Genomic DNA, 23,529 nt, shown 5'->3' on the forward strand with positions numbered 1-23,529 from the left:
CGAGGATAGCGATGATCGGTTGGCGTTTTATTTGGGTGGCCGCGGTGGTGCTGGCGGCGCCGGCGCACGCGCTCGCGGCCGCGCCACTGCCCGCCGCCGGCGAGGCTGCCGTCCGGCAGGCCGACGACGCCTATTGGGCCGCCTACAACCGCGCCGACCCGGTGGCCATGAACGCCTTCCTGGCCGACGATGTCGAGTTCTATCATGACCGTGGCGGCACGTTGATCGGCAAGAAGGCGCTGGCCGCCGTCAACAGCGAAATGGGCACCGGCGACCACACGTTGCGGCGCGAAGCGATCCCCGGCACCGTGAAGTTTTTCCCGATGCGCAAGGACGATGTTTTGTACGGCTACTTGTCGACCGGCGAACACCAGTTCATCGTGCTGCCCAAGGATAAACCTGAGTTCCCGGCCGGGCGCGCGCTGTTCACGCAGCTGTGGGTCTTGCAGGGCAAGGAGTGGAAACTCTCGCGCATCTTCAGCTACGAGCACGCGGACGCGGACGCGAAGTAGCGCGGCACGGCGGCGACGATTCGGTGCGCGGCGAAGTGTCCGCCGCCGGCAATCCCTAAGATGGGCGTTCCCGGGCGGCACTCGCGCTGCCTTCGTCTTTAGAAAACGCCCATGCATCCCTCCAACGCCGTTGCCGCCGCCAGTCATCCCGATCCCTATCCTTATTACCGCCAGTTGCTGGCCGGTCCCGCGCTGTATTTCGACGCCGGGCTGCGGCTTTGGATCGCCAGCCGTGCGGAAATCATCCGGCAAGTATTCGACAATCCGCACTGCCTGGTGCGGCCCGTCGCCGAGCCGGTTCCCAAGGCGATCGCCGGGGGCGACGCCGGGGCCGTCTTCGCCAGGCTGATTCGTATGAACGAGGGCGCCGCGCATGCCGGGCCCAGGCGCGCCATCGGGCAGGCGCTGGCCGGTCTGGAGCTGGCCGCTGTCGCCGCTAAAACCGGCCGGCTGGCGACCATGCTGGAGCGGCGCAACTCCCTGGCCGATGGCGCCGCCCTCACGCGCTGGCTGTTCGACTTGCCCACTTGGGTCGTGGCCGATCTGCTCGGCGTTGGCGATGCCGACCTGCCGCGGGTGGCAAGCCGGGTGGCGGAATTCGTGCGCTGCCTGTCGCCGCTGTCGACGCCGCAGCAATTGGCCGAGGCGGATACGGCCGCGCGGTCGCTGAATCGACGCTTCGCCGAGCTGGTGCGGGCGGGTTCGGCAGCGCCGGGCACGCTGCTGGGCGAGGTTGCGCGGCAGGCTGCCGAGACCGGCTGGACCGGTCAGGAGGGGATGGTCGCCAACGTGATCGGCCTGCTGTCGCAGACCCACGAAGCTACCGCCGGACTGATCGGCAATTGCATCGTGGCCTTGCTCGGCCAGCCGGGATTGCAACAGCGGCTGCGCGCCGCACCTGGACTGGCGACGGCGCTAGTGAGGGAGGTGGCGCGCTTCGATCCTCCGGTGCAGAACACGCGCCGGTTTGTGGCGCGGGCGACCAGCGTGGCGGGCGTGGCGCTACAGCCTGGAGACGTCGTCCTGCTGGTGTTGGCCGCCGCCGGACGCGATGAGCGAGTCCATGCGCAGCCGGATAGCCTGGTGTTGGAGCGGGAGGATCGTCCACTGCCTGGCTTTGGCCACGGACGTCATGCGTGTCCGGGGCACGGTCTGGCATTTGTTATCGCGGCGACGGCCATCCGCCATTTGCTGGAGCGGCCCGTCGCGCTGGGACGGGCGGAACTTGGCTGGGCCTATCGGCCGTCGGCCAACGGGCGGTTGCCGGAGTTTTTCAACGTCGGATCGGAGGGACGGTCGTGATTGCCGTTATTTTCGAAGTGGTTCCGCACGGTCACGCGCGGCAGCGCTATCTGGCGCTGGCGGCGGAGCTGGCGCCGCTACTGGCCGGGATCGATGGCTTTGTGTCCATCGAGCGCTTTCAGAGCTTGAGCCAGCCGGAGAAGATCCTGTCGTTGTCGTTCTGGCGCGACGAGGAGGCGGTGCGGCTGTGGCGTAATACGGAGGAGCATCGCGCCGCGCAGGCGCAGGGCAGGGCCGGGGTGTTTGCCGATTATCGGTTGCGTATCGCGGGGGTGATACGCGATTATGGGTTGGTGCAGCGTGCGCAGGCGCCGCAGGATAGTCGTGCCGCGCACGGACATGTCGGCGACCCGATCTGAGCCTGGCCGATCACGCTGCAATAATCCGGCCTACGTGGCGCCAGGCCACGGCGGGGGCGTCGCAGGTTGCCAGTCGCTCCCCGGATCGGGTTGCTTAGTTCGATTTTCCGGGTTGCAGGCGGGTTAGCGTGGCGTCCACCCATTTCATCAGCTTGTCGTCGTCGGCCATGTTGCCGTCGTAGCGTAGCGCCGGGACGAACGGTTCGCGCGTGGCCTGGAAGGCGGTGTAGATCGCCGACGGCACGATGATCGCGCCGTGGCCGCTGGGCAGCTTGTATTGGCCGTTTTCGCCGTACGGCGAGTAGCCGATCGTCGCTTCGCCCAACAGCACCGTGTCGGACATCGATGAGATTTGCTGCACGAAGTTCATGCAGGAGCTGAAGCAGCCACGGTCGATGACGGCGGCCACGCGCGGGCCGCCCGGCCGCCGGCGGACCTTGGCGGCGAGGGCGGCGGCGTCTTCCTTGCTGGTGTGCTCGACCCGCGCCAGCCCTTCACGCCTGGACAATGCCGCTTCCAGTATCGTGACGACCCGTTCAAACTCCGGCTTGGAGGCGGCGAACTGTTCGAGGCTGGCATACCGCCGGTACAGGTCGATGGTGGCCTGGTCGGCGATCACCGATTTGACGTAGGACGCCGTGTTGCCCAGCTGCTCGCCGTAGGCCTCGCCGTACAACGCTTGCAGCGCGCGGTTGCCCCAGCTGGAATCGCCGCCGCCGTTGCCGCGCAGGTCGAAGACGATCCAGCCGTCTTTCTTGAGCGCGGACAGTTGCGGATACAGTTTGGTGTAGGCGTCGCCGGAAGTGCCGCCGTTGAAGTCGGGCATGCCGACCCATTGCTTGTCCGCCGCCAGCCGGTACAGGCCGACCGGCCGCGCCTTGGCCTGGTAGTCTTTGCGCACCGCGTCGAGGCGCTCCTTGCCGATGCCGTCGTCCACTGCGCGCAGCGGCAAGTCGTATTGGCGGGCGCTGCCGTCGGCGTGCTGGAAGACGCATTGCTTCGGCGTCCAGCCGAGGCCGACGTCGAACATCGATTTCCGGGCCAGGTCGCTCAGCGTGGTGTCGTACTCGAGGCTGTGATTGCTGAACGGCGCGACGCTGCTTTTGAGGTAAGTGCCGATCCAGACATTGTCGCAGCTTTGCACCACGGCGCCGCGCGGCGGCAGCGTTTGCGGCCAGTTCGGTTCCGACCAGACGACGCGGAATCGGCCGTCGACGTGATCGAGCACGACGCCGGTCCAGGCCTTGGTCGTCAGGTCGAGCTGGATACCGGTGTGCGGATCGCCGAAGCCGTTGATGAAGCGCACCAGCGCGCGCTTGTAGTCCTGTTCGGTTTTGGCGTCGGCCGCCTCCAGCATGCCGGTGCGGGCGCCGGCCTCGAGCGGCGCGGTGACATCGATCTGACCGCTGACGCTGCCCGCGTGGCTGCCGCGCACCTTGTCGATGGCGAACTTCATGTCGACCTGGGCGATGGCGCTCCAGTCGCTGGCGGCGAAGCACGGCGCCGCGAGCGCGGCAACCAACAGGGGAAGGATGCGGAGGTGGGGTTTTTTGTTGGCGGTCATGAACGACGGCATCGGCAAAGTTGAGTTGATAAGATAGTAACTTAGGTCAGCCACTTCCGTCGGGGTCAAGTCTGTCATTCGGACACGAGCCCAAGTAATAGGCTGTTGAGCCTGTGTCCGAATGTCAGACTTGACCCCCGCCTTAGTTGAGTTTGTGTCCGAATGACAGACTTGACCCCCGCCTTGACCCCCGCCTTATGCGGTGGGCGATCGATCAGATCGCGCCTGTCGGGACGCCACCGACGGCGCAACGGGCGGCTTGAGGTGTTCGCGTGGGGATCATCCTGAAGATGGGCTCGACCACACCTTCATCGTTTGCACGGACAGCAGCTTGCACTGCCCGCCAACATTGATGTAGGTGCGCATGAACTGGTAGCGGTTGCTGCGCCAGGTCTTGCCGTCGGCGTTCCATTGCTCGACCGTGCTGAGGCCGCGCAGCACGACAGTGTCGCCGCCGGCGTGGGCGTGGACGTCGCTGGTGGTGCGCGACTTGTGCACCACGGCGGGCTTCTTCGACCGTTCCAGCACCGCCGCCTTGCCTTCCGTTTGCGACGCCAGGTTGTGCACCCAGACGTAGTCGTCCGCCAGCCAGCGGTCGAGGAAGGCGACGTCGCCGACGCGCAGCGCTTCCTCGTACTGCCGGTCGCGCGCGATCAGGTCGGCGCTCGGCAGGCAGGGCGCGGCCGCCGCGCTCAGCGACAGCGCCCAGCCCAGTGCCGCCAACAGCGGTTTCATTTCGACGGCACCTTGGTGATTTCCACTTCCCAGTCCACGCCCGATTCGATGTTGTGCTTGGCGGCGTAGTTGCCCTGGCTGATGGCGACGGCGACGTCCAGCAGGCTGTTGAGGTAGACCAGCGGCTTGCCCTTGGCGACGCCGCCGAAGGTGTGTTCGAACGGCGCGATGACTTTGTCGATCTGTTTGCCTTTGTGCAGGATGCGCACTTGCACCTGTTCATGCACGCCGACCTTCAGTTCGTCGAACAGCGATTTCGGGATGTTGGTCCAGACATTGCCGTATTTGACGTCGAGCACCGGGATGATGCCGCGAATGGTGTTGCCCTTGCGGACGGCCTTTTGGTACGCGATCTTGACCACCGATTCGCTCGGCAGCACCGGGCCGACCTGCTCGTAGGTGATCGCGCCCGAGGCCAGGCGCGCGCCGACGAAGGCGTAGACGTCGCGGCCGTGGAAGGTGTACGACTCGGCCGAGCCGGCCAGGCGGTTGACCTTCTCGTCGATCTCGCGCAACTCGGCCACGCCGTCGCGCTCGGCGATGAGGGTGAACAGGCCGTTGTCGGGGCCGACGAAGTAGCGGCCTTCCCTGGTTTTCAACACCACCGACTTGCGGGCGGTGCCGACGCCGGGATCGATCACCGAAACGAACACGCTGCCCTTGGGCCAGTAGTTGGCGGTCTGGTACAGGCGGTAGGCGCCGAGCCAGATGTCGTAGTCGGGGATGTTGTGGGTCAGGTCGGACACATGCAGGGTCGGGTCGACGCCGAAGGCGACGCCGTGCATCGCCGACACGGCGCCGTCGGAGGTGCCGAAGTCGGTCATCAGGACCAGCGCGTTTTTGGCGTCGGCAGGTTGTGGACTTACTGCATAGGCCTGGGCCGTGAGTAAGGCGCCGAGGCAGGCGGTGGCGAGCAGTTTGGAGAGCTTCATGTTTTTCCCGATGAAATTTTGAGCTTAGAAAGTGTAGCGCAGGCGGCCATAGAAATAGGCGCCGTTGAGACCGATCGGATTAATAAAATTGTACGGCAGCGCGCCGCCATAGGTGGCGTTGTTGGTCTGGCGCACGCGTTGTGGGTAGCGGTCGAGGATGTTGTCGCCGCCGACGGCCACGGTCAGCTGTCTGGTCAGCTTGTATTGCGCCTCCAGGTCCAGGGTCCAGACGGCGCCGAAGCGCTGGGCGTTGACGCCGTCGATGACCTCGGCGTCCTGGTCGTACGAGAAGTCCTTGAGCGGGCCGAAACGCGTGGCCTTGGCTTGCAGGCTCCATTGCGCGGCCTGCCAGTCGGCGCTGAGCACCAGCTTGTTCTTCGGCGAGGCGTTGCGGATGCGGAACAGGCTCATGTCCGTCAACAAGGTCAGGTCCGGGTCGATTTGCGACAGCGCGGCGGAGCTTTGGCGCGCTTGGTCGATGCGGGTCTTGTTCAGGTTGAGCGCGGCGTTCAGGTCGAGCTTGCCGCCGGCGAACGGCAGGTCGTGGTTGACGACCGCGTCCAAGCCGGTGGTGGTGGTGTCGAGCAGGTTGGCCAGGTAGGCCACCGACTGGATGTCGGTGCGGCCGATGCCGGCCAGGTAGGCGCTGGCGGCGTCGCTTTGCAGGTCGCTGGTGCGGGTGATACGGTCGCGGATCTTGATGCGGTAGGCGTCCAGGGTGACGCTGGTGCTGCGCTGCGGACGCCAGGCGGCGCCGACCGACAGGTTGGTCGATTTCTCCGGCTTGAGCGCCTTGGCGCCGAAGGCGCGCGCCAATGGATCGCCGGCCGGCAACAGCGAGGCCGTTTGCAGCGCGCTGCCGTCCTCGTTGAAGTTCAGGGTCGAGAAGCGGAAGCCGGTCTGCACCAGCGCCGGCGCGCGGAAGCTGTTCGACAGCGAGCCGCGCAGCAGGAAGCCGTCGCTCAGTTTGTAGCGCGCCGAGAGTTTGCCGGTGCTGGCGCTGCCGAAGTCGCTGTAGTCCGAGTAGCGGGCGGCCGCGCCCAGCAGCAGGCGGCTGGTGACGTCGCTTTCGATGTCGGCGTAGACCGAGCGGATCGAGCGGCTGCCGTCGAACGCGTCCTGCGGGCGCAGGCCGGGGCCGGCCTGGGCGCCCGGCGGCGCGAACGGCGCGCTGCCGGCGGCGTACGAGGCCGGATCGCCCGGCGAGCTGTGATAGCTCTCGCGCATGTACTCCGCGCCCAGCGCCAGGTTGACCGGGGCGCCGATGCCCAGATCGAGTTCGCGCGTGACGTCGGCGTTGACGGCGTTTTGCTTGAAGTCGAAGGTGGCCAGGTGGAAGCTGGTCGGGCTGGCCGCGCCCAGCGAGGCGTTGACCGAGTTCGACAAATCGTACTCGAACTTGTTGCCGCCGTGACGCGCGCTCAGGTCCCAGTTCCAGGCGCCGCCGGCCAGGCGCAGGCCGGCGACGACGCTGGTGTCGGTCATGTCGCCGTTGGTGCTGGGGCGGTAGCCGTTGGGGTAGAGGGCCGGCACGTTGGACGGGTCGCCCGGGTAGCGGAAGTAGGCGCTGCCGTCGGACTTGCGTTTGTTGACGGTGGCGAACGAGTAGGCGTCGATCCCATCGCCCAGCGGCACCAGCGCGTTGTAGAACAGGTAGTGGTTCTTTTGCTGCGAATCGCCGGATTTGAACACCACCTGGCCGTCGAGCGCCAGGTCCTGCGGGGTCGAATTCCACGAGGTCCAGCCGGCGTCGCTGCGGCCGGCGCGGTTGGTCGGATTGCGGTCGCGCGTTTCGGCGCCGAAGCGCACGAAGCCGGCGTCGCCGACCGGCACGCCGTAATCGGCGCTGACGATTTTCGTCTGGCCGTCGGTCTTGGTGTCGTCGGTCGGCTTGAAGTCGGTGTGGTTGGCGCCGTAGCTGACCGAGGCCGAGCCGCCGCTGCGCGCTTTTTTCAGCACGATGTTGATGACGCCGGCGACGGCGTCGCTGCCGTACTGGGCGCCGGCGCCGTCGCGCAGGATTTCGATGTGGTCGATGGCGCCGGGCGGAATGGCGTTGACGTCGACCGGCACCGTGCCGGCGAAGCTGCTTTCGGTGTCGAGTACGGCGCTGGCGTGGCGGCGTTTGCCGTTGATCAGCACCAGCACCTGGTCCGGCGCGAGCCCGCGCAGCTGGATGCCGCGCACGGAGTCGGAGGCGCCGCTCGATTCGATGCGCGGGAAGTTGATCGACGGCGACAGGTTCTGCAGCGCGGCGCCGAGGTCGCCGCTGGCGAGGGCGTTTTCCACCTCGCGCTGGCCGAAGCGGTCGATCGGCACGGCGCTGTCGAACACGGTGCGGTTGCGCGCGCGCGAGCCGACCACGGTGACCTGGTCGATGGCGGCGGTTTCACCGCTGGCTTCCTGCGCGCGGGCGGCGGGCAACGAGGACAGCAACAGCGCGCAGGCGATGACGCTGCGGCGCAGGGGAAGTCGGGGGAGGGGGAGGGGGTGGTGCGGCATGGGAATTCCTTGCTTGGTCTGGACCAGTATCTTACGAGCAAGGAATTCGTTTCAACAACAACCGATTGCAAATATGCTTATGTGCGGGATGCCGCCGCCTAGTCCGGGAAGCGTTCGTTGATGGCGACGGCCTTGTCGATGTTTTCCACCAGCAGGTCGACATACACCGGGTCGAGGTGCTGGCCGGCCACCTCGCGCAGGTGTTCCACCACTTTTTCGATCGGCCAGGCGTCCTTGTAGCAGCGCTTGTGCATCAGCGCGTCGAAGACGTCGGCGACGGCGACGATGCGCGCGTACAGGTGGATGTCGTGGCCCTTGAGGCCCTGCGGATAGCCGCTGCCGTCGAATTTTTCGTGGTGCTGGTGGGCGATGACCGCCGCCGCCTTGAGGATAGGCCGCTGCGAGCCGTCCAGGATCGACAGGCCGACCGTCGGGTGCTGCTTCATGATTTCCCATTCGGCGGCGTCGAGCTTGCCCGGCTTGAGCAGCACCGCGTCCGGCGTGGCGATCTTGCCGATGTCGTGCATCGGAGCGGCGTGGCGCAGCACCGCCGTCTCTTCCTCCGGCATGCCGGCGGCGGTGGCCAGCAGGTGGCACACCTCGGCCATGCGGCGCACGTGGTTGCCCGCCTCATTGGAGCGCGACTCGACGACGTCGCCCAGGCGCAGGATCAGCTCGGCCTGGGTGTCGGTGATTTCCTGGGTCAGCAGGATGTTGTCGAAGGCGATGGCGACGCCGGAGCAGAACACTTCCAGCAGCTTGGTGTCGATCTCGGAAATTTCCTCGACGCCCTTGAGGATCAGCAGCGAGGCCTTGCCGCTGTTGTTGGGGAAGTAACCGATGTAGGTGTCGCCCTCGACGCGCGAGATCTTGTTGCTCTTGGCCGCGTCGAGCTGGGCCAGCACCGCGTCGTTGAGCAGGGTGCCCTCGTCGTCGCCGATCTGGGCCAGCACCTCGTACTCCTGCTCGCCGCCGAAGGCGGTGGCGCCGCGCAGGCGCAGCAGCATGCTGTGTTCCAGGCGCAACAGCGCGACCACTTGCTGCAGCAAGCCGTTGGCGAAATCCTTGAGGTTGCGTTGCTGGAAGATGTGGGCCGAGGCGGCGATCACGCGCTCCAGGCCTTCGCGGTAATTGGCCTGCGCGCGGCGGGCTTCCTCGACCTTCATGATGTCGCGGTAGGCGCGCAGCGCGGCGAAGGTGGTGGTGAACAGCTTTGTGCGGTCGAGCTCGGTCTTCTCTTTGTAGTCGTTGATGTCGTAGTTGACGATCACCCGTTCCTCGGGCGCCTGGCCGGGCTGGCCGGTGCGCAGCACGATGCGGGTGAACTGGTTGTCGAGGTCCTGGCGCATCCAGCGCGCCACCTCCAGGCCGCTGTCCTCCTTTTCCATCACCACGTCGAGGAACACCAGCGCGATGTCGGTCTCGCGCGCCAGCACTTCCTTGGCCTCGGCGCCGCTGTAGGCGTGCACGAAGGTCAGGGCGCGGCCGTCGAGGCGGAAGCGGCTCAAGGTGAGCTTGGTGATGTCGTGGATGTCCGGTTCGTCATCGACCAACAGAACTTTCCACGGTGCTAACTTGGGCGAAGCAGATGACAAAAAGGACATAAGGGAACGTTCCGCTAAATGACGTATGAATTAGTTTTTGATTGTAATCGTCTCCAACGCCATTAACAACAAGCAATAAAATTTCCTGCTGCTTTGCACAACACTGCGGGGCTGGACTGGCGTAGTGTTAGTTTTACGTAACACTACGTATAAGCTGAACAATACTTTGATTCGGGCAAGATTGCTATCCCGAAGTGAAATATTTTGATGGGCGGCGCACGCTTGCCGCAGTACGGGATTTCGGTGTGGCCGGCATCGGCCGGGTCGGTGGTCTTGACGGCGAGGACGTCGGCCGCTTGTGACCGGGGCGTGACATGTCGGCGACCGGCCACTGGCCGGCACGCCACCGGCATGCGGTCGCGGCGCGGCCATTGGTAACAAATCGATTCAGGCCGGGCGGTGGCGCGCAAAAAGGGCTATATTATTTAGGATGAATGTACCCCGTGGAGGAGTAGCACAATGCGCCTGATGACCAAACCCTTAGTGGCCGCCGCCCTCGCGCTGCTGGCCAGTGGCGCCGCCTGGGCGGACGTGAGCGTCACGTTCGTCAAGCCGGAGGAGTTCACCGACATGCCGCGCAGTCCGATCGAGCGCGAGCGGCTGCAAAAGGATTTCGCGCAGTATTTCGCCTCGCTCGATAAGCAATTGCCGCCCGGCCAGAACCTCAGCATCGAGGTGGTCGATATCGACCTGGCGGGGCAGCTGTGGCCGCGCCGCAGCGGCGGCGAGGACATCCGCATCATGCGGGGCGGCGCCGACTGGCCGCAAATGCATCTGCGCTACACGCTGGAGGAAAACGGCCAGGTGCTGCGCAGCGGCGACGAGCGCCTCTCGAACATGAATTACCAGCAGCGCATGGGTCGCCATTCGGACAGCGACACGCTGCGCTACGAGAAGCAGATGATCGACGAGTGGTTCGGCAAGACCATCGTGCCGAAGGTGGCCAGCCGCTGATCGGCCGAACCACGGCCGAACCACGGCCGAACCGCGGCCGAGCCACGGCCCGTCAGCCGGGCTGGGCGGCCTTGGGGAAGTGCGCCAGGAAGGCTTGCGGCATGGCCGCGACCTGGCCGCTCTGGAAGTTGAAGAACACGAAGCCGTACTTGGCCAGCGCGATCAGCTTGCCGTCGGCCGGCCGCGTGACGCGGAAGATCAGGTCGCCGCCGTAGCGGTTGAAGTCCATCACTCCCACCTCGAACAGCAGCAGGTCGCGCGCGTGCGCCTCGGCGCGGAAGATCGTCGCCAGGTCGGTGACGATCGTGCCCAGGCCGTCGGCGTCGATCTCCGGCGCGCCGAAGTGCGCCAGGAACAGCGCGCGCGCCTCGGACAGCATCGAGACCATCGAATCGTTGCCCAGATGGTTGGCGGCGTTGATGTCGGTGCTGCGCACCGTCATCCGGGTCTCGAAATAATACTGGTCGCCGGGGAAGTCCAGGGTCAGGCGTGCCATGGCGCCCCTTTACAGTTGTTCGCCGAGGAACACCAGCGTGTGGCCGTGCGCCTGGGCGGCGCCGCGTTGCTGGTAGCTGTCGCGGTGGTTGCAGTTGAAGCCGTGCTCGGCGCCCTCGTAGACATGGATCTCGACCTGGTCGTTGCTGTCGAAGCGCTCGGCGATGCTCTTGACGGCGTCGGCCGGGATGTGGCTGTCGGCGCCGCCGAAGTGCATCAGCACCGGCACGGTGATCTGGTCGGCGCGCTCGAGCGAATTCTGGATGCCGCCGCCGTAGTAGCACACGCCGGCGTCGACCAGGCCGTTGGCGACGGTGAGGTAGGACAGCTTGCCGCCCAGGCAAAAGCCCAGCGAGGCGACCTTGTGGCCGGCGACGGCCTCGAGCGCGCGCAGCGCCTTGACGGTGGCGGCGATGTCGGCCTGCGCCTTGTCGATATTGGTGGCGTTCATCAGTTCGACGGCGCGCTTCCAGCCGTCGCCGTCGTAGCCCAGTTCGATATGGGCGCCCTCGCGCCAGAACAGGTCCGGCGCCAGCACCACGTAGCCGTCGGCGGCGTACTGGTCGGCGACGTTGCGGATGTGCTGGTTGACGCCGAAAATTTCCTGCAGCAACACGATACCCGGGCCTTTGCCCGAGCGCGGCAGCGACAGGTAGGCTTCAAACTTGCCGTCGGCGGTGTCGACGTCGATCCACTTCGAATTGGTTTCCATGGCGTTCCTTGTAGGGGCAGAAAGCGGCCATCCTACCTTGTTTCGCGCGCCCTTGCAGCGCGCGCGCCGCGCCCTAGTACACCTCGCGCCGGTAGATCACCGGGCCGGAACGGTAGATGCCGAAGGTGAGGTGGCCCTGGCCGCTGGGCAGGTAGGGGATCAGCGTGCCCAGCGACACCTCGGCCGTGCCGATCGCGGTCGGCGCGGGCGTGGGCGGCGTCACCCTGAACGAGCCCTTGCCGTTGGCGATGTCCAGCCGGGCCGGCGGGGTGGCCACGCGCATCGAGTCGCATTGGACGCTATTGAGGCCCTTTTCGCACTTGCTGAAGGTGGCGGAGGTGGCGCCCAGCGGGGCGCTCACCGTCACCTGCGGGTTGAACACGTAGCCGGCGCTGTTGCCCATGTAATACTCGGCGGTCGCGCCGACCGGCTGGGCGCCAGTGGGCGGCCCGTAGCTATTGCCCAGCGCCAGGCGGCCGCTGACGACGGTGAGCTGCGTTTCGAGCGAGGCCGTGCCACGGTTGGAGGTGGCCTCCTCGCTGTCGACCGCGCGCAGGTAGACGGTGGCCGGTGCGACGTTGGCGGGGTAGGCCGCGCCCAGGTCGACCGCCGGTAGATTGGCCGGCTGGGCGCCCTGCGCGGCCGGGTTGGCCGGGATGCCGACGCCCTCGGTGAAGTTGTACAGCGGGGTGGTGGCGCCGCTCCAGGCCACGGTGGGGGTTGCCGCCGCGCCGCCGGCGGCGGTCGCCGTCGACAGCGTGATCGGCCGGGCCGAGGCGCCGGTGTAGTTCATCGAGAGCGCGGCCGACGGGCCGGGACTTTTGTAGGCCAGCACTTTGACAAAGAACGGTTGCCGGGAGTTGATGAAACTGCCCGTCGTGTCGGGGCAGGGGCGGTTGCCGGGCGCCAGGTTGGCGCAGCTCATGACGCGGGCGTCGGCCCGGCTGGCCGGCAGCGCGTCGATCTCGGCCTTGGTCATCAGCACGGTGTCGAAGTGGTCGGGAATGAAGCGCTTGTTTTCCAGCTCGCCGGTGGTCTGGAAGCCGGTGGTCGGGTTGTTCATGTAGTTGCCGGTGTCGCGCTCGAGCCGCGCGGCCAGCTTGACGGTGCCGGTCTCGTCGAAGGTATAGGTGTCGCTGGACACGCCGTTGACGATGGGCTGCACCGGGTCGGACAGCTTGCCGACGCCGTTGGCCGGCTCGATCACCGACGGCACGATCTTGATGTTCTCGGCCTTGGTCTCCTTGCCGAAGTTGGTGGTGACGTCGCCCTTGGAGTTGACCGCCGCCACCGTCAAGGTGAACCGTTCGCTGGCGCGGGCGAACACGCCGGCGGCCAGCGCCGGCGCGTTGACGACGCGCTGGGCGGACAGCTTGAACCGGGCCGGGGCGGCGGTGAAGGCGACGTTGTCGCTGCTCGCGCCCAGGCCGGCGGCGCTGTACGCGGCCTTCAGCGTGACGGTGCCGACCTCGGCGTACTGCAGGTTGGCGACGGCGGCGCCGTTGGCGTCGAAGGCCAGCGGCACGCCGGCGGTGGCGCCGCCGCAGGCGACTTCGACCGCGTTGGCGGCGTTCTTGTCGCGCAGCCACAGCGGCACCTTGGCGGCGCTGGCGGCGGACGGATTGGTGTACGTGCAGCTGAAGTTGACGCTGACCGTCTGGTTGGCCACCAGCGGCACGCAGGTTTTGCCGCCGTTGACCGATTTGAACGCCTGCACGGCGACGCTGGCGTTGGTCATGGCGACATGGTCGGGCGCCGAGAGGGTCAGGCCGTTGTCGCTGAACACCATGTCGCACGGTGCGGCCGGGTTGCCGGTGTTGACGCAGGTGGCGGCGTTGGCGCCGCCGCTGGCCGACAGGATCGCCGTGCCGGCCGTGGTCCGGCGCACCGAGGCGGCGTTGTTGGTGCCGCCGCTGATGGTGAACACGCCGCCGCCCGGTTGCAAGGTGACTTGGGTGGCGCCGTTGTAATGGGGCGCGGCGCAGGCGGCGTTGGCGCAGGCGGTCAGCGTGACCGGCTCGGCCTGGCAAGTGAGGGCGCTGCCGCCGTGGGTGATCTGGATGTGGTGGGCCTGGCTGGCCGGCGGCGCGCCGCAGCTGGGCTGGTAGTTGGCGTCGGCCTTGGTGACGCAGCTGCAGCCGGAGGCGCCGGGGCCGGTGCAGGTGATGGTCTTGCTGACGGTGGCGCCGTAGTCGAGGAAGATGGCGTTGACGGCGACGTTGCCGTTGAGGTAGTCGCCCGACGAGCGGGTGGTGACGTTGCGCGCGGACAGGTCGCCGTTGATGGTGGTGTTGGAGCCGATATCGACGTCGCCCTTCATCGTGACGTTGCCGTTGACGACCACGCTGGCCGCGGCGATCGTCAGCGTGGTGCCGGTGATGTTGCCGTTGACGGTGTTGCCGCTGCCGATGGTGAGCGAGGTGCCGGCGTTGATATCGCCCTTGACGGTCACGCCGGAGGCGTTGAGCTCGACCTTGGGCGAATCGATCTTGCCGGTGACGCTGCCGCCGCTGCCGACCACCAGCGAAGTGGTGGCGGTGATGTTGCCGGTGACGGCGGCGCTGGCCGCGCTCAGCTCGACCGTGGCGGCGTTGATGTCGCCGGCCAGGGTGCTGCCGGAGGCCAGCGTGAACGCCGAGGCGACGATATTGCCGCTGATGGTGGAGCCGGCGCCGGTGGTGACGGCGCCGCTGCGGCCGTTGTTGACGCCGGCGATGCCGGCGATGCCGCCCTTGACGGTGCTGCTCGAGCCCAGGCTGACGGTGCCGCTGGCGGCGATGCCGCCGTCGATGCGCAGGCTGGAGCCGGCCGTCACCGTGGCCGCCGTCAGCGTGCCGGTGATGGTGGTGCTTGAGCCGAGGTCGGCCTGGCCGCTGACGGTGACGTTGCCGTTGATGCGGGTCGACGGGCCGCCGGTGGCGATGGCGGCGGCGGAGACGTTGGCGGTGACGGTCTGGTCGTTCGCGCCGAGGCGGAAGGTGCCGCCCGCCGCCAGGGTGCCGCCGGCCACCTGCGTATTGGCGGTTTGCAGGCCGCGCAGATCGAGGTCGCCGTCGGCGCGCAGCACGGCGCTGCCGCTCATCTTGAGCACCTGGAAATACGTGAAGGAGACGGCGCCGGAGACCTGCACCGTGTAGCCGCTGGCGATGGTGATGTCGTTTGCCTGCGACAAGGTGGGGCAGGTGTAGAGGTTGCCCGCGCGCGTGCAGCCGGTCACGTTGTTGCCGTTGAAGTGGTCCTGGGCGGCGTGGGCCGCGCCGGCATGCATCAACAGCACAATGGCCAGTAGCGGCGCCAACAGCGCCGGCGCCATGGCGGCGGCGCCGCCGGCGCGCCGGCGCGCCGGCGTTGTGAGTAAAACGACAAGCCTGAAGAAATTGAAAGTCATACGCCACCCGAACATGCCTGTCAGCATTATAGGCCGTTTCAAGTGTTGCTCTGTGGCATATATCAGACGCCGGCCAGGTTGGCCGGCGCGGTCGCGCGCTCTAAGCTAGCGCTTGACCTTGCCGAAGGCGTCGCCGGCCTTCCAGCGCTGCATGGCCGGGGCGTTGGCGACCGCGTAGCCGAGGTTGAGGGTGAATTGCGCCTGCTGCACCATGCCCGACAAATCCCACTCCGGGCGGTACTCGTCGGTGACCTGGTGGTAGTCCTTCTTGAAAGCGACCAGCTTGGCGCGCGACGGCTCGAGGTCCTTGACGAAGGTGAAGTGGCCGTCGCCGGAGAACACGGCCGAGCCGACGTTAAACGCCGGCACGCCGGCCTTGGCGAAATTGAAATGGTCGGCGCGGAAGAAGGCGCCCGACAGGTCGGGGATGGCCGGCGCCAGCGTCAGGCCCATTTTTTTGGCGACCGCGCCGGCGGCCTCGTACAGGCTGCTGCGCTCGGCGCCGGCGACGCCGATGTCGCTGGTCTTGCCGACGAAGTTCATGCTGTCGAGGTTGAGGTCGGCCGTGGTCTTGTCGAGCGGCCAGGCCGGGTTTTGCACGTAGGCGGCGCTGCCCAGCAGGCCCTGTTCCTCGGCCGCCGGCCACAGGAAGATCTGGGTGCGCTTGGCCGGTTGCTTGACCGCCTCGGCCGCCATCACCAGCAGCGCGGCGGTGCCGGAGGCGTTGTCGATGGCGCCATTGTAGGTGTGGTCGCTCTTGTCGTCGCGGCGCACGCCCTCGTCCATGCCCATGTGGTCCCAGTGCGCCGAGTAGATCACCGCCTGTTCCTTCAGCTTGGCGTCGGTGCCGGGCACGATGCCGGCGACGTTGAACTGCTCGATCTGGCGCACGGCGCTGCGCACCTCGGCGTGGACCTTGATGTTGAGGTCGACCGGCGTGAAGTCGCGCCGCTCGGCCTTGGCGCGCAGCGCGTCCAGATCGAAGCCGGCGGCGGCGAACAGCGCGCGCGCGGTGTCCTCCTGCAGCCAGCCCTCGACCGGGTTGCCCTTGCCGGCCAGGTGGAAGCGCTCGTGGCTAAAGCCGTTGGCCGGCACGCTCCACGGGTAGGAGGCCGACGGCGTGGTGTGGATCAGCAGCGCGCCGGCGGCGCCGCGCCGCACCGCCTCCTCGAACTTGTACAGCCAGCGGCCGTAATAGGTGTAGGCCTTGCCGGCGAAGCGGTTGGGTTCGTCGGCGGTCGGCTGCGGGTCGTTGACCATCATGACCAGGATCTTGCCCTGCATGTCGACGCCCTTGTAGTCGTCCCAGTTTTCCTCCGGCGCGCTGGCGCCGTAGCCGACGAACACCAGCGGGGCGTCGACGGTGACGTCCTGCTTGCCGCTCATGGTGCCGAACACGATCTCGGTGCCGGTCTTGGGCGCGATGGTCTTGCCGCCGGCGTCGAAGCGCACCAGGCTCCCGGGCAGCAGCTTGGTGCCCTCGATCTTGACGGACTGGCGATAGCCGCCGCCGGCCAGCGGTTTGAGGCCGATGATGGCGGCCTGCGTCTCCAGGTAGCGCACCGTCAGGTCGCCGCCGCGCTGGCCGGTGCCGCGGCCTTCGAACAAGTCGTCGGCCAGGAAGGACAGGTGGGCGCGCAGCGGCGCCTCGGCGACGACAGGTTGGGCTTGGGCGTGGGCTGTGGCCTGCAGGGCGATGCCGGCGGCGAGGGCGAACATTGGAAGACGCATGGTGACTCCGTAAGTGGTAGCTGGAACGTGGACCAGGCATCTTACTGGATTTTCAACCGCTTGTAAGCGAGTGTAAGAGTCGGTAAGAGGTTGTAAGGGCGGTCAACTCATCGGTGGCGCGGGCCGTTTTCTGCTCATGCGACACGGGATGGTCCCGCTGCCCACACCAGAAAAAGGAAACACATCATGACCAAAATTATCGCTTCCCTGATCGCCGGCCTGTTCGCCACCGCAGCATTCGCCCAAACGCCAGCCGCCGCTCCCGCCACGCCTGAGACCAAACCAGCCGTCGCCGCCGAAGCGAAGACCGCGACCACGACCGAAGTGAAGAGCGAAGTCAAAACCGACAAGCACGGCGCCCACAAGGTCAAGACCGTCAAGGAAACCAAAGAATCCAAAGTCGCAGCCCCCGCCACCGAGACGGTGACGAAGGTGGAAACGAAAGAAGTGGCAGTAAAGAAGTAAAAAGAAGGGTCAGTTTTACTAAAAATAATTTAAATAATTTATACCGTTTAAAAGGATGTATGTCATGAAGAAGATTACCGCTACCCTGATCGCCACGCTGTTGGCCGGCGCCGCGTTCGCCCAGGCTCCCGCCACGCCGGCCACCCCGGCCGCCCCGGCTGCTCCGGTGACGGCGACCGCCGCGACCCCGGCCGTGCCAGCGGCGCCGCATGAGCACACCGCCGCGAAGAAAACGCATCACAAGAAGGTCAAGGCTGAAAAGGCCGTCAAGCCGGCAGCCGCGGAGCCGGCAACGCCGGCAACCCCGGCGACACCGGCAACCCCGGTCAAATAATCAAGTCGTAGGCATCACCAGCAGGCGCACGACGTGCCGCCCCGGACCTCAGGCCTGGGCGGCGCAAGAAAGAGAGAGACGGGATACGCCCCGGCTCTCTTTTTTTATTCCCGCTTCGTTTATCGGTTCAACTCGTCGAGCAGGGCGCGGTGGAACGCGGCCGGATCCTCCATTTGCGGCGCGTGGCCCATGCCCTTGAATTCCACCAGATGGCCGTTCGGGATCTGCTTGATCACCTGCTTTCCCAATATCTCGTACTTGCCGATTTTGGCCTTGACGGCCGGCGCTGCGATGTCGCTGCCGATGGCGGTGGTGTCGGCGTCGCCGACGATCAGCGAGGTCGGCACCTTCAGCAGCGGGAATTCGTAGACCACCGGCTGCGTGTAGATCATGTCGTAGATCAGCGCCGAATTCCACGCCACGATGTTCTTGCCCGGCCCCCCGTTCATCCCGGCCAGCATATCGACCCAGCGCTCGTACTCGGGCTTCCAGCGGCCGACGTAATAGGTCGATTTTTCGTAGGCGCGCACGCTGTCGGCCGTCATCTTCAATTCGCGCTGGTACCACTGGTCGACGCTGCGCGCCGGCACGCCCAGCGCCTTCCAGTCTTCCAGCCCGATCGGATTGACCATCACCAGCCGCGACACGGCCTCCGGATACATCAGCGCGTAGCGCGTGGCCAGCATGCCGCCGGTCGAGTGGCCGATGATGGCGGCCTGCGTGACGCCGATGCTCTTTAATAGCGCCGCGGTGTTGGCGGCCAGCTGCTGGAAGCTGTATTGATAGTGTTCCGGCTTGGTCGAGGCGCAAAATCCGATCTGGTCGGGCGCCACCACGCGGTAGCCGGCCGCGCCCAGGGCGGTGATGGTCTGCTCCCAGGTCGCGCCGCAGAAGTTCTTGCCGTGCATGAGCACCGCCGTCTTGCCGTTGGCCTTGGCCGTGGGCGCCACGTCCATGTAAGCCATTTGCAGGCTTTTACCTTGTGACGTGAAAGCGTAGTACTGCAGCTTGTGCGGATAGGCGAAGCCTTCGAGCTGCGGCCCGTAGGTGGCGGCGAGGGCGGGGGCGCAGAGGGCGGCGGCGGCGGCCAGCGCGGCCAGGGCGGGGACGGAGCGGGTGGACGGCATGGCATTCTCCAGGGTCGGGGGAGCGGCCAATATAGGGCCCGCACGATAGGACGGCAATCGGGAACGCCGGTATCACCCTTAATTTGTCCTTAATTGGCCCCTAATAGGCGGCTAATTGGGTCGTTAACAACCCGGTTTCGCGCAAAAAAAGGCTGAATCCGGCGAGACAGAGTAAACTACGCCCAAATTTCTTTCGCAATTAGGCGATTCGAACATACTTGTGAGTGACGCCATGTCTGACACCCCAACCTCCCCCATTACCCTTTTCTCCGATCTGGATCTGAGCGCGCCGCTGATCAAGGCCCTCAAGGACGTCGGCTACGAGTCGCCGTCGCCGATCCAGGCCGCGACCATCCCGCTGCTGCTCGATAACCTCGACGTGCTGGGCCAGGCGCAGACCGGCACCGGCAAAACCGCCGCCTTCGCGCTGCCGATCCTGTCGCGCATCGACATCAAGCAAACCACGCCGCAGGCGCTGGTGCTGGCGCCGACCCGCGAGCTGGCGATCCAGGTGGCCGAGGCCTTCCAGACCTACGCCGCGCACATCCCCGGCTTCCACGTGCTGCCGATCTACGGCGGCCAAAGCTACGGCCCGCAGCTGTCGGCGCTGCGCCGCGGCGTGCACGTCGTCGTCGGCACCCCGGGCCGCGTCATCGACCACCTGGACAAGGGTTCGCTCGACCTGTCCAAGCTGAAAACCCTCGTGCTCGACGAGGCCGACGAGATGCTGCGCATGGGCTTTATCGACGACGTCGAGCGCATCCTGCAGGAGACGCCCGACAGCCGCCAGACCGCGCTGTTCTCGGCGACGATGCCGTCGGCGATCCGCCGCATCGCCAACACCTACCTGCGCAGCCCGAAGGAAATCACCGTCGCCGCCAAGACCGGCACCGCCGAGAACATCCGCCAGCGCTACTGGCTGGTGTCGGGCATGCACAAGCTCGACGCGCTGACCCGCATCCTGGAGGCGGAGAACTTCGACGGCATGATCATCTTCTCGCGCACCAAGCTCGGTACCGAGGAACTGGCCAGCAAATTGCAGGCGCGCGGCTTCTCGGCCGCCGCCATCAACGGCGACGTCCAGCAGCAGCAGCGCGAGCGCACCATCCAGCAGCTCAAGGACGGCAAGATCGACATCCTGGTCGCCACCGACGTCGCCGCGCGCGGCCTGGACGTCGAGCGCATCAGCCACGTGGTCAACTACGACGTGCCGCACGATCCGGAAAGCTACACCCACCGCATCGGCCGCACCGGCCGCGCCGGCCGCAGCGGCGAGGCGATCCTGTTCATCACGCCGCGCGAGAAGAACCTGCTCAAATCGATCGAGCGCGCCACCCGCCAGCCGATCGGCATGCTCGAACTGCCGACCATCCAGGCGGTCAACGACGTGCGCATCGCCAAATTCAAGTCGCAGATCAGCGAAACGCTGGCCCAGGGCGAGCTGGAACAGTTCCAGTCGCTGATCGAGGACTTCGAGCGCGAACAAAACATCCCGGCGATCGAGATCGCCGCCGCGCTGGCCAAGATGGCGCGCGGCGACGTGCCGCTGCTGCTCGATAAGAAGCAGCAGACTGCCGCCGCCACCTGGGACGAGCGGCCGGGCCGCCAGGTCGGCTTCGAACGCCATGACCGCGGCGACCGCCCCGATCGCGGCGACCGCGGTGATCGTTTCGAGCGCGGCGACCGCGCCGAGCGTCCGGACCGGAGCGACCGCTTCCCGAAAAAGGAGCGCGTGGTGCGCGCCGCCGATCCGGGCATGCAGACCTTCCGCATCGAAGTGGGCTACCAGCACGGCGTCAAGCCGGGCAACATCGTCGGCGCCATCGCCAACGAGGGCGGCATCGACTCCAAGCACATCGGCCGCATCGAGATCTACGACGACTACAGCGTGCTCGATATGCCCGACAACCTGACCGGCGACGTGCTCGACCACCTGGCCGGCATCAAGGTGGCAGGCCAGCAGCTGCGCATCAGCCGCGATAACGGCGACGCCGCACCGGCGCCGTCGGCACCGGCCCGTCCGGCGCCGGCCAAAGCCGCCGCGCCGGCCGCCCCGGCGACATTGCCGGCCGCCGACAAGCCGGCCGGCTCGCCGCTGGCGCGCGCCGCCCGCGTCGACGCCGCCGAACTGGACGACGCCGCGCCGAAGAAGAAAAAGGAAAAGCCGGGCAAGGTGACCCTGCCGATGAGCGCCTTCCGCATCGAAGTGGGCAGCAACAACGCCGCCACCCCGTCCAACATCGTCGGCGCCATCGCCAACGAAGCGGGACTGGAGGCCAAGCACATCGGCCGCATCGAGATCTTCGACACCTACAGCATGGTCGAGTTGCCTGACGGCATGCCGGATGAGCTGTTCAAGCACCTGGGCAAGGTCTGGGTCGGCGGCGCTCAGCTGAAAATCAGTCATGCCGACCGTATGCCGCCGGAATCGGGCAAGTCGACGCCGCCGAAGAAAAAGCCGGCCGGCAAGAAGTACTAGGGAAGACGAACGGCGCGGGCGCCATGCCCGCCGCCGCTTCCACCGCATCGTCAACGGGGCCGCAGGGCCCCGTTTTTCGTCGCTGCCACCCCCGGCGTGTTGTTGCACGGACAAGGTGCGCCCATCTGTTGCGTTGCACCAAAACAAAGCTTGATCCGCCGCAAACACGGCCGTCCAAAAACCCCGCATGAATCACTCTCATAGGAGAAGCTGCCGTCCGGCAAGGCTGGCCCGCTTATTGCATATGTGATAGCACATCCCCATAAAAGGCGCGCCCGCCGAGGCGCCTCAACCTGGAGACAAGTCGTTTAGATCGGAGCATTGAGATGACATCATTCAGGAAGCTGTGGAACATCTTTATCGATTCGCTCAAGCCGCAGATACTGCGCGAGCACAATCAGGCCGGCCCGTACGCGATCATCGTCGATAGCCGGCCATTCACCGTCAAGGGGCGCTAATGCTACTGCGGAACGATCTGCTGCACTATACGCATCCGTCTCCGCGCACCGTCCGCATCTTGTGGATCGCTCCCGAGCAGAGCCACGCCTATGTCTTCGACGTGGCGGCCCGCTCGGCCGATGTAGAACTCATCCAACTGTCGGTGCTGCACGCCGACATCCGGGCCGGCCGCGCCAGCGTGCTGCCGGCCGACCCCTATTTGATGGTCGTCAGCCAGGACCTGCTGCCGGCCAAGCACCTGCAACTGCGGGCGCGCGCCTGGGAGATCATCGAACCGCTGGTGGCGCTGGAGCCGGGCATCTACGAGGCCCGCCAGCGCGGCCAGCTGATCGCACGCGCCACCGGCGCCCACGGCGTCTCGCATCCCACCATCTACCGTTACCTGCGCCGCTACTGGCAGCGCGGCCAGACCCCCAACGCGCTGCTGCCGGACTACTGCAACTCGGGCGGCAAGGGCAAGGTGCGCCAGGCCTCGGCCGGCGTCAAGCGCGGACGCCCGCGCAAGAACGGCGCCGACGCCGGCCCGGGCCTGAACGCCGACGAGGAGATCCGCCGCACCTTCCGCGTCGCCATCGCGCGCTATGCCGCCGGCCACGCCAAGTTCTCGCGCCTGGGCGCCTATGAACAGATGCTCGACGAATTCTTCGTCGAGCGCCGCATCGACGAACCTTCGGGCCGCGTGCTGACCACGCCGGCCGGCCGCAGCGCCGTGCTGCCGACCTTCGGCCAGTTCAACTACTGGCTCGACCACGACGACGACCGTCCGCCCGAGGTGGCGCGCCGCGGCGACGGCGCGGGCGCGCCGTGGGCGCCCGCGCCGGCCTCCGTGGCCGGCCAGCCGGCCGCGCTGACGCCGCAGGCGCTGCCGCCGGGCCGTCCCGGCGCCGGCTTCTACCTCGACGCCGTCTGCGCCGAGGTGCGGCTGGTCTCGCGCGCCGACCGCCGGCAATCGGTCGGCCGACCGCGCATCTATCTGGCGGTCGATTCGTTCAGCCGCCTGGTCACCGGCGTCTACATCGGCCTGGGACCGGCCAGCTGGCCGCAGGCGATGCTGGCGCTGGCCAACTGCGGCGCCGACAAGCAGCGCTACAGCCAGCAGTTCGGCCGCCGCATCGAGGCGGCGCAGTGGCCGTGCCGCCACCTGCCGGAAACCCTGTTCGCCAACGCCGCGCTGGCGGCCGCCCGCGACGGCGGCGAGGGCGGCATGGACCCGGCCTTGCTGAATAACTTCAACCTGCGCTGCGTGGCCGTCGACGACGGCCCGGGCGACTGGAAGGCGGTGCTGGAAAAGCGCTTCCGCCTGCTGGCGCCGGACGACGAGGGTGCGCCGTGCCGGCTCGACGGCGTGCTCGATCTGGAGCAGTTCACCCGCATCGTCATCGACTGCATCCTCTATTACAACAACCGCCACCCGCTGCGCCACGCCGGCAACGCCACCCCGCGCCAGCTGTGGGACTGGGGCGTGGCGCACCGGGGCGGCGGACTTAAAACCTATCCCGAACACCTGATCCGCTGCAGCCTGATGCCGGTTGCGGTGGCGCAGGTCGGCGCCGACGGCATCCGCCTGTTCGAAAGTACTTACACCTGCGCGCGCGCCATCCACGAACGCTGGTTCGACCGCGCGCGCCTGCGCGGACACTGGAGCGTCAAGGTGGCCTACGATCCGTCCAACCTGGACATGGTCTATCTGCTCGATCCGGCCGCGCCGATGCAGTTCCACGCCTGCCACCTGGACGACGCGTGCGCCGCCCAGCGCCACCTGTCGGCCGAGGAAATCGCCCGCCTGCCGCGCGAGGCCGCATCCATGTCTGCACCGGTATCCACGACGCGCAGCAATGCGCCGGCCCTGGCCAGCTTCGCGGGCTGATCTTCCCG

The 23,529-nt window shown here is 66.9% G+C and carries 19 protein-coding genes; 9 read left to right on the forward strand and 10 right to left on the reverse strand.

Going from position 1 to position 23,529, the window contains the following annotated elements:
• Positions 1-11: 11 nt before the first annotated feature.
• From BMX85_RS27325 to BMX85_RS27335, 3 genes are all read left to right on the forward strand, one after another.
• A complete protein-coding gene (locus BMX85_RS27325; RefSeq protein ID WP_090326578.1) occupies positions 12-512 on the forward strand; it encodes a nuclear transport factor 2 family protein in 501 nt (166 codons plus the stop codon).
• A gap of 111 nt (positions 513-623) precedes the next feature.
• Positions 624-1,814: a cytochrome P450 gene (locus BMX85_RS27330; RefSeq protein ID WP_090326581.1), complete on the forward strand. Its 1,191-nt coding sequence runs from the start codon at positions 624-626 to the stop codon at positions 1,812-1,814.
• Positions 1,811-2,173: an antibiotic biosynthesis monooxygenase family protein gene (locus tag BMX85_RS27335; protein WP_090326584.1), complete on the forward strand. Its 363-nt coding sequence runs from the start codon at positions 1,811-1,813 to the stop codon at positions 2,171-2,173. The genes BMX85_RS27330 and BMX85_RS27335 overlap by 4 nt, the downstream gene beginning before the upstream one ends.
• 94 nt (positions 2,174-2,267) lie before the next feature.
• On the opposite strand, the gene BMX85_RS27340 is transcribed toward BMX85_RS27335, so the two are convergent.
• The 5 genes from BMX85_RS27340 to BMX85_RS27360 form a co-directional block, all read right to left on the reverse strand.
• Positions 2,268-3,737, reverse strand: coding sequence for a S41 family peptidase (locus BMX85_RS27340; protein ID WP_177196895.1), 1,470 nt, complete (start codon positions 3,735-3,737; stop codon positions 2,268-2,270).
• Between the two features lie 279 nt (positions 3,738-4,016).
• Complete coding sequence (locus BMX85_RS27345; protein WP_090326595.1) at positions 4,017-4,472, reverse strand: nuclear transport factor 2 family protein; 456 nt, start codon at positions 4,470-4,472, stop codon at positions 4,017-4,019.
• Entirely contained in the window at positions 4,469-5,404 is a 936-nt protein-coding gene (locus BMX85_RS27350; RefSeq protein ID WP_090326598.1) for an SAM hydrolase/SAM-dependent halogenase family protein, read from the reverse strand. The genes BMX85_RS27345 and BMX85_RS27350 overlap by 4 nt, the downstream gene beginning before the upstream one ends.
• A 24-nt stretch (positions 5,405-5,428) precedes the next feature.
• On the reverse strand, positions 5,429-7,906 hold the full coding sequence (locus BMX85_RS27355; RefSeq protein WP_090326602.1) for a TonB-dependent receptor plug domain-containing protein: 2,478 nt from the start codon (positions 7,904-7,906) through the stop codon (positions 5,429-5,431).
• A gap of 98 nt (positions 7,907-8,004) precedes the next feature.
• A complete protein-coding gene (locus BMX85_RS27360; protein ID WP_090326606.1) occupies positions 8,005-9,510 on the reverse strand; it encodes a DUF3369 domain-containing protein in 1,506 nt (501 codons plus the stop codon).
• Positions 9,511-9,978: 468 nt separating this feature from the next.
• On the opposite strand from BMX85_RS27360, the gene BMX85_RS27365 reads away from it, so the two are divergent.
• Positions 9,979-10,464: a DUF3016 domain-containing protein gene (locus tag BMX85_RS27365; RefSeq protein WP_307174361.1), complete on the forward strand. Its 486-nt coding sequence runs from the start codon at positions 9,979-9,981 to the stop codon at positions 10,462-10,464.
• A 52-nt stretch (positions 10,465-10,516) separates the two neighbouring features.
• Here BMX85_RS27365 and BMX85_RS27370 read toward each other — a convergent pair whose 3' ends face one another.
• The 4 genes from BMX85_RS27370 to BMX85_RS27385 all read right to left on the reverse strand — a co-directional run bounded on the left by BMX85_RS27370 (position 10,517) and on the right by BMX85_RS27385 (position 16,790).
• Positions 10,517-10,960 carry an acyl-CoA thioesterase gene (locus BMX85_RS27370; RefSeq protein WP_090326610.1) on the reverse strand — a complete coding sequence of 148 codons (444 nt, stop codon included), beginning with the start codon at positions 10,958-10,960 and terminating at the stop codon, positions 10,517-10,519.
• A gap of 9 nt (positions 10,961-10,969) precedes the next feature.
• On the reverse strand, positions 10,970-11,671 hold the full coding sequence (locus BMX85_RS27375) for a dienelactone hydrolase family protein (RefSeq protein WP_090326613.1): 702 nt from the start codon (positions 11,669-11,671) through the stop codon (positions 10,970-10,972).
• Positions 11,672-11,744: 73 nt separating this feature from the next.
• Positions 11,745-15,059, reverse strand: a complete 3,315-nt coding sequence (locus BMX85_RS27380) for a DUF6701 domain-containing protein (RefSeq protein ID WP_177196896.1) — start codon at positions 15,057-15,059, stop codon at positions 11,745-11,747.
• Between the two features lie 105 nt (positions 15,060-15,164).
• On the reverse strand, positions 15,165-16,790 hold the full coding sequence (locus tag BMX85_RS27385) for a M28 family peptidase (RefSeq protein WP_090326621.1): 1,626 nt from the start codon (positions 16,788-16,790) through the stop codon (positions 15,165-15,167).
• A gap of 186 nt (positions 16,791-16,976) precedes the next feature.
• On the opposite strand from BMX85_RS27385, the gene BMX85_RS27390 reads away from it, so the two are divergent.
• Together BMX85_RS27390 and BMX85_RS27395 are read left to right on the forward strand one after the other, a co-directional pair.
• Positions 16,977-17,255, forward strand: a complete 279-nt coding sequence (locus BMX85_RS27390) for a hypothetical protein (RefSeq protein WP_090326624.1) — start codon at positions 16,977-16,979, stop codon at positions 17,253-17,255.
• Positions 17,256-17,319: 64 nt separating this feature from the next.
• Positions 17,320-17,589 carry a hypothetical protein gene (locus BMX85_RS27395; RefSeq protein ID WP_090327063.1) on the forward strand — a complete coding sequence of 90 codons (270 nt, stop codon included), beginning with the start codon at positions 17,320-17,322 and terminating at the stop codon, positions 17,587-17,589.
• 119 nt (positions 17,590-17,708) lie between these two features.
• Here BMX85_RS27395 and BMX85_RS27400 read toward each other — a convergent pair whose 3' ends face one another.
• Positions 17,709-18,716, reverse strand: a complete 1,008-nt coding sequence (locus BMX85_RS27400; RefSeq protein ID WP_090326627.1) for an alpha/beta fold hydrolase — start codon at positions 18,714-18,716, stop codon at positions 17,709-17,711.
• A 232-nt stretch (positions 18,717-18,948) separates the two neighbouring features.
• Here BMX85_RS27400 and BMX85_RS27405 point away from each other — a divergent pair, with 232 nt between their 5' ends.
• From BMX85_RS27405 to BMX85_RS27410, 3 genes are all read left to right on the forward strand, one after another.
• Positions 18,949-21,195, forward strand: coding sequence for a DEAD/DEAH box helicase (locus BMX85_RS27405; RefSeq protein WP_090326630.1), 2,247 nt, complete (start codon positions 18,949-18,951; stop codon positions 21,193-21,195).
• Positions 21,196-21,521: 326 nt separating this feature from the next.
• Positions 21,522-21,653: a hypothetical protein gene (locus BMX85_RS31385; RefSeq protein ID WP_255372402.1), complete on the forward strand. Its 132-nt coding sequence runs from the start codon at positions 21,522-21,524 to the stop codon at positions 21,651-21,653.
• Positions 21,653-23,521 (forward strand): Mu transposase C-terminal domain-containing protein, encoded by a 1,869-nt coding sequence (locus BMX85_RS27410; RefSeq protein ID WP_090326633.1) that lies wholly within the window; start codon positions 21,653-21,655, stop codon positions 23,519-23,521. Before BMX85_RS31385 ends, BMX85_RS27410 begins: the two co-directional genes overlap by 1 nt.
• The last annotated feature ends 8 nt before the right edge of the window (positions 23,522-23,529 follow it).

This window comes from Duganella sp. CF517 (assembly GCF_900110275.1).
In the GTDB taxonomy this organism is placed as follows: domain Bacteria; phylum Pseudomonadota; class Gammaproteobacteria; order Burkholderiales; family Burkholderiaceae_D; genus Rugamonas.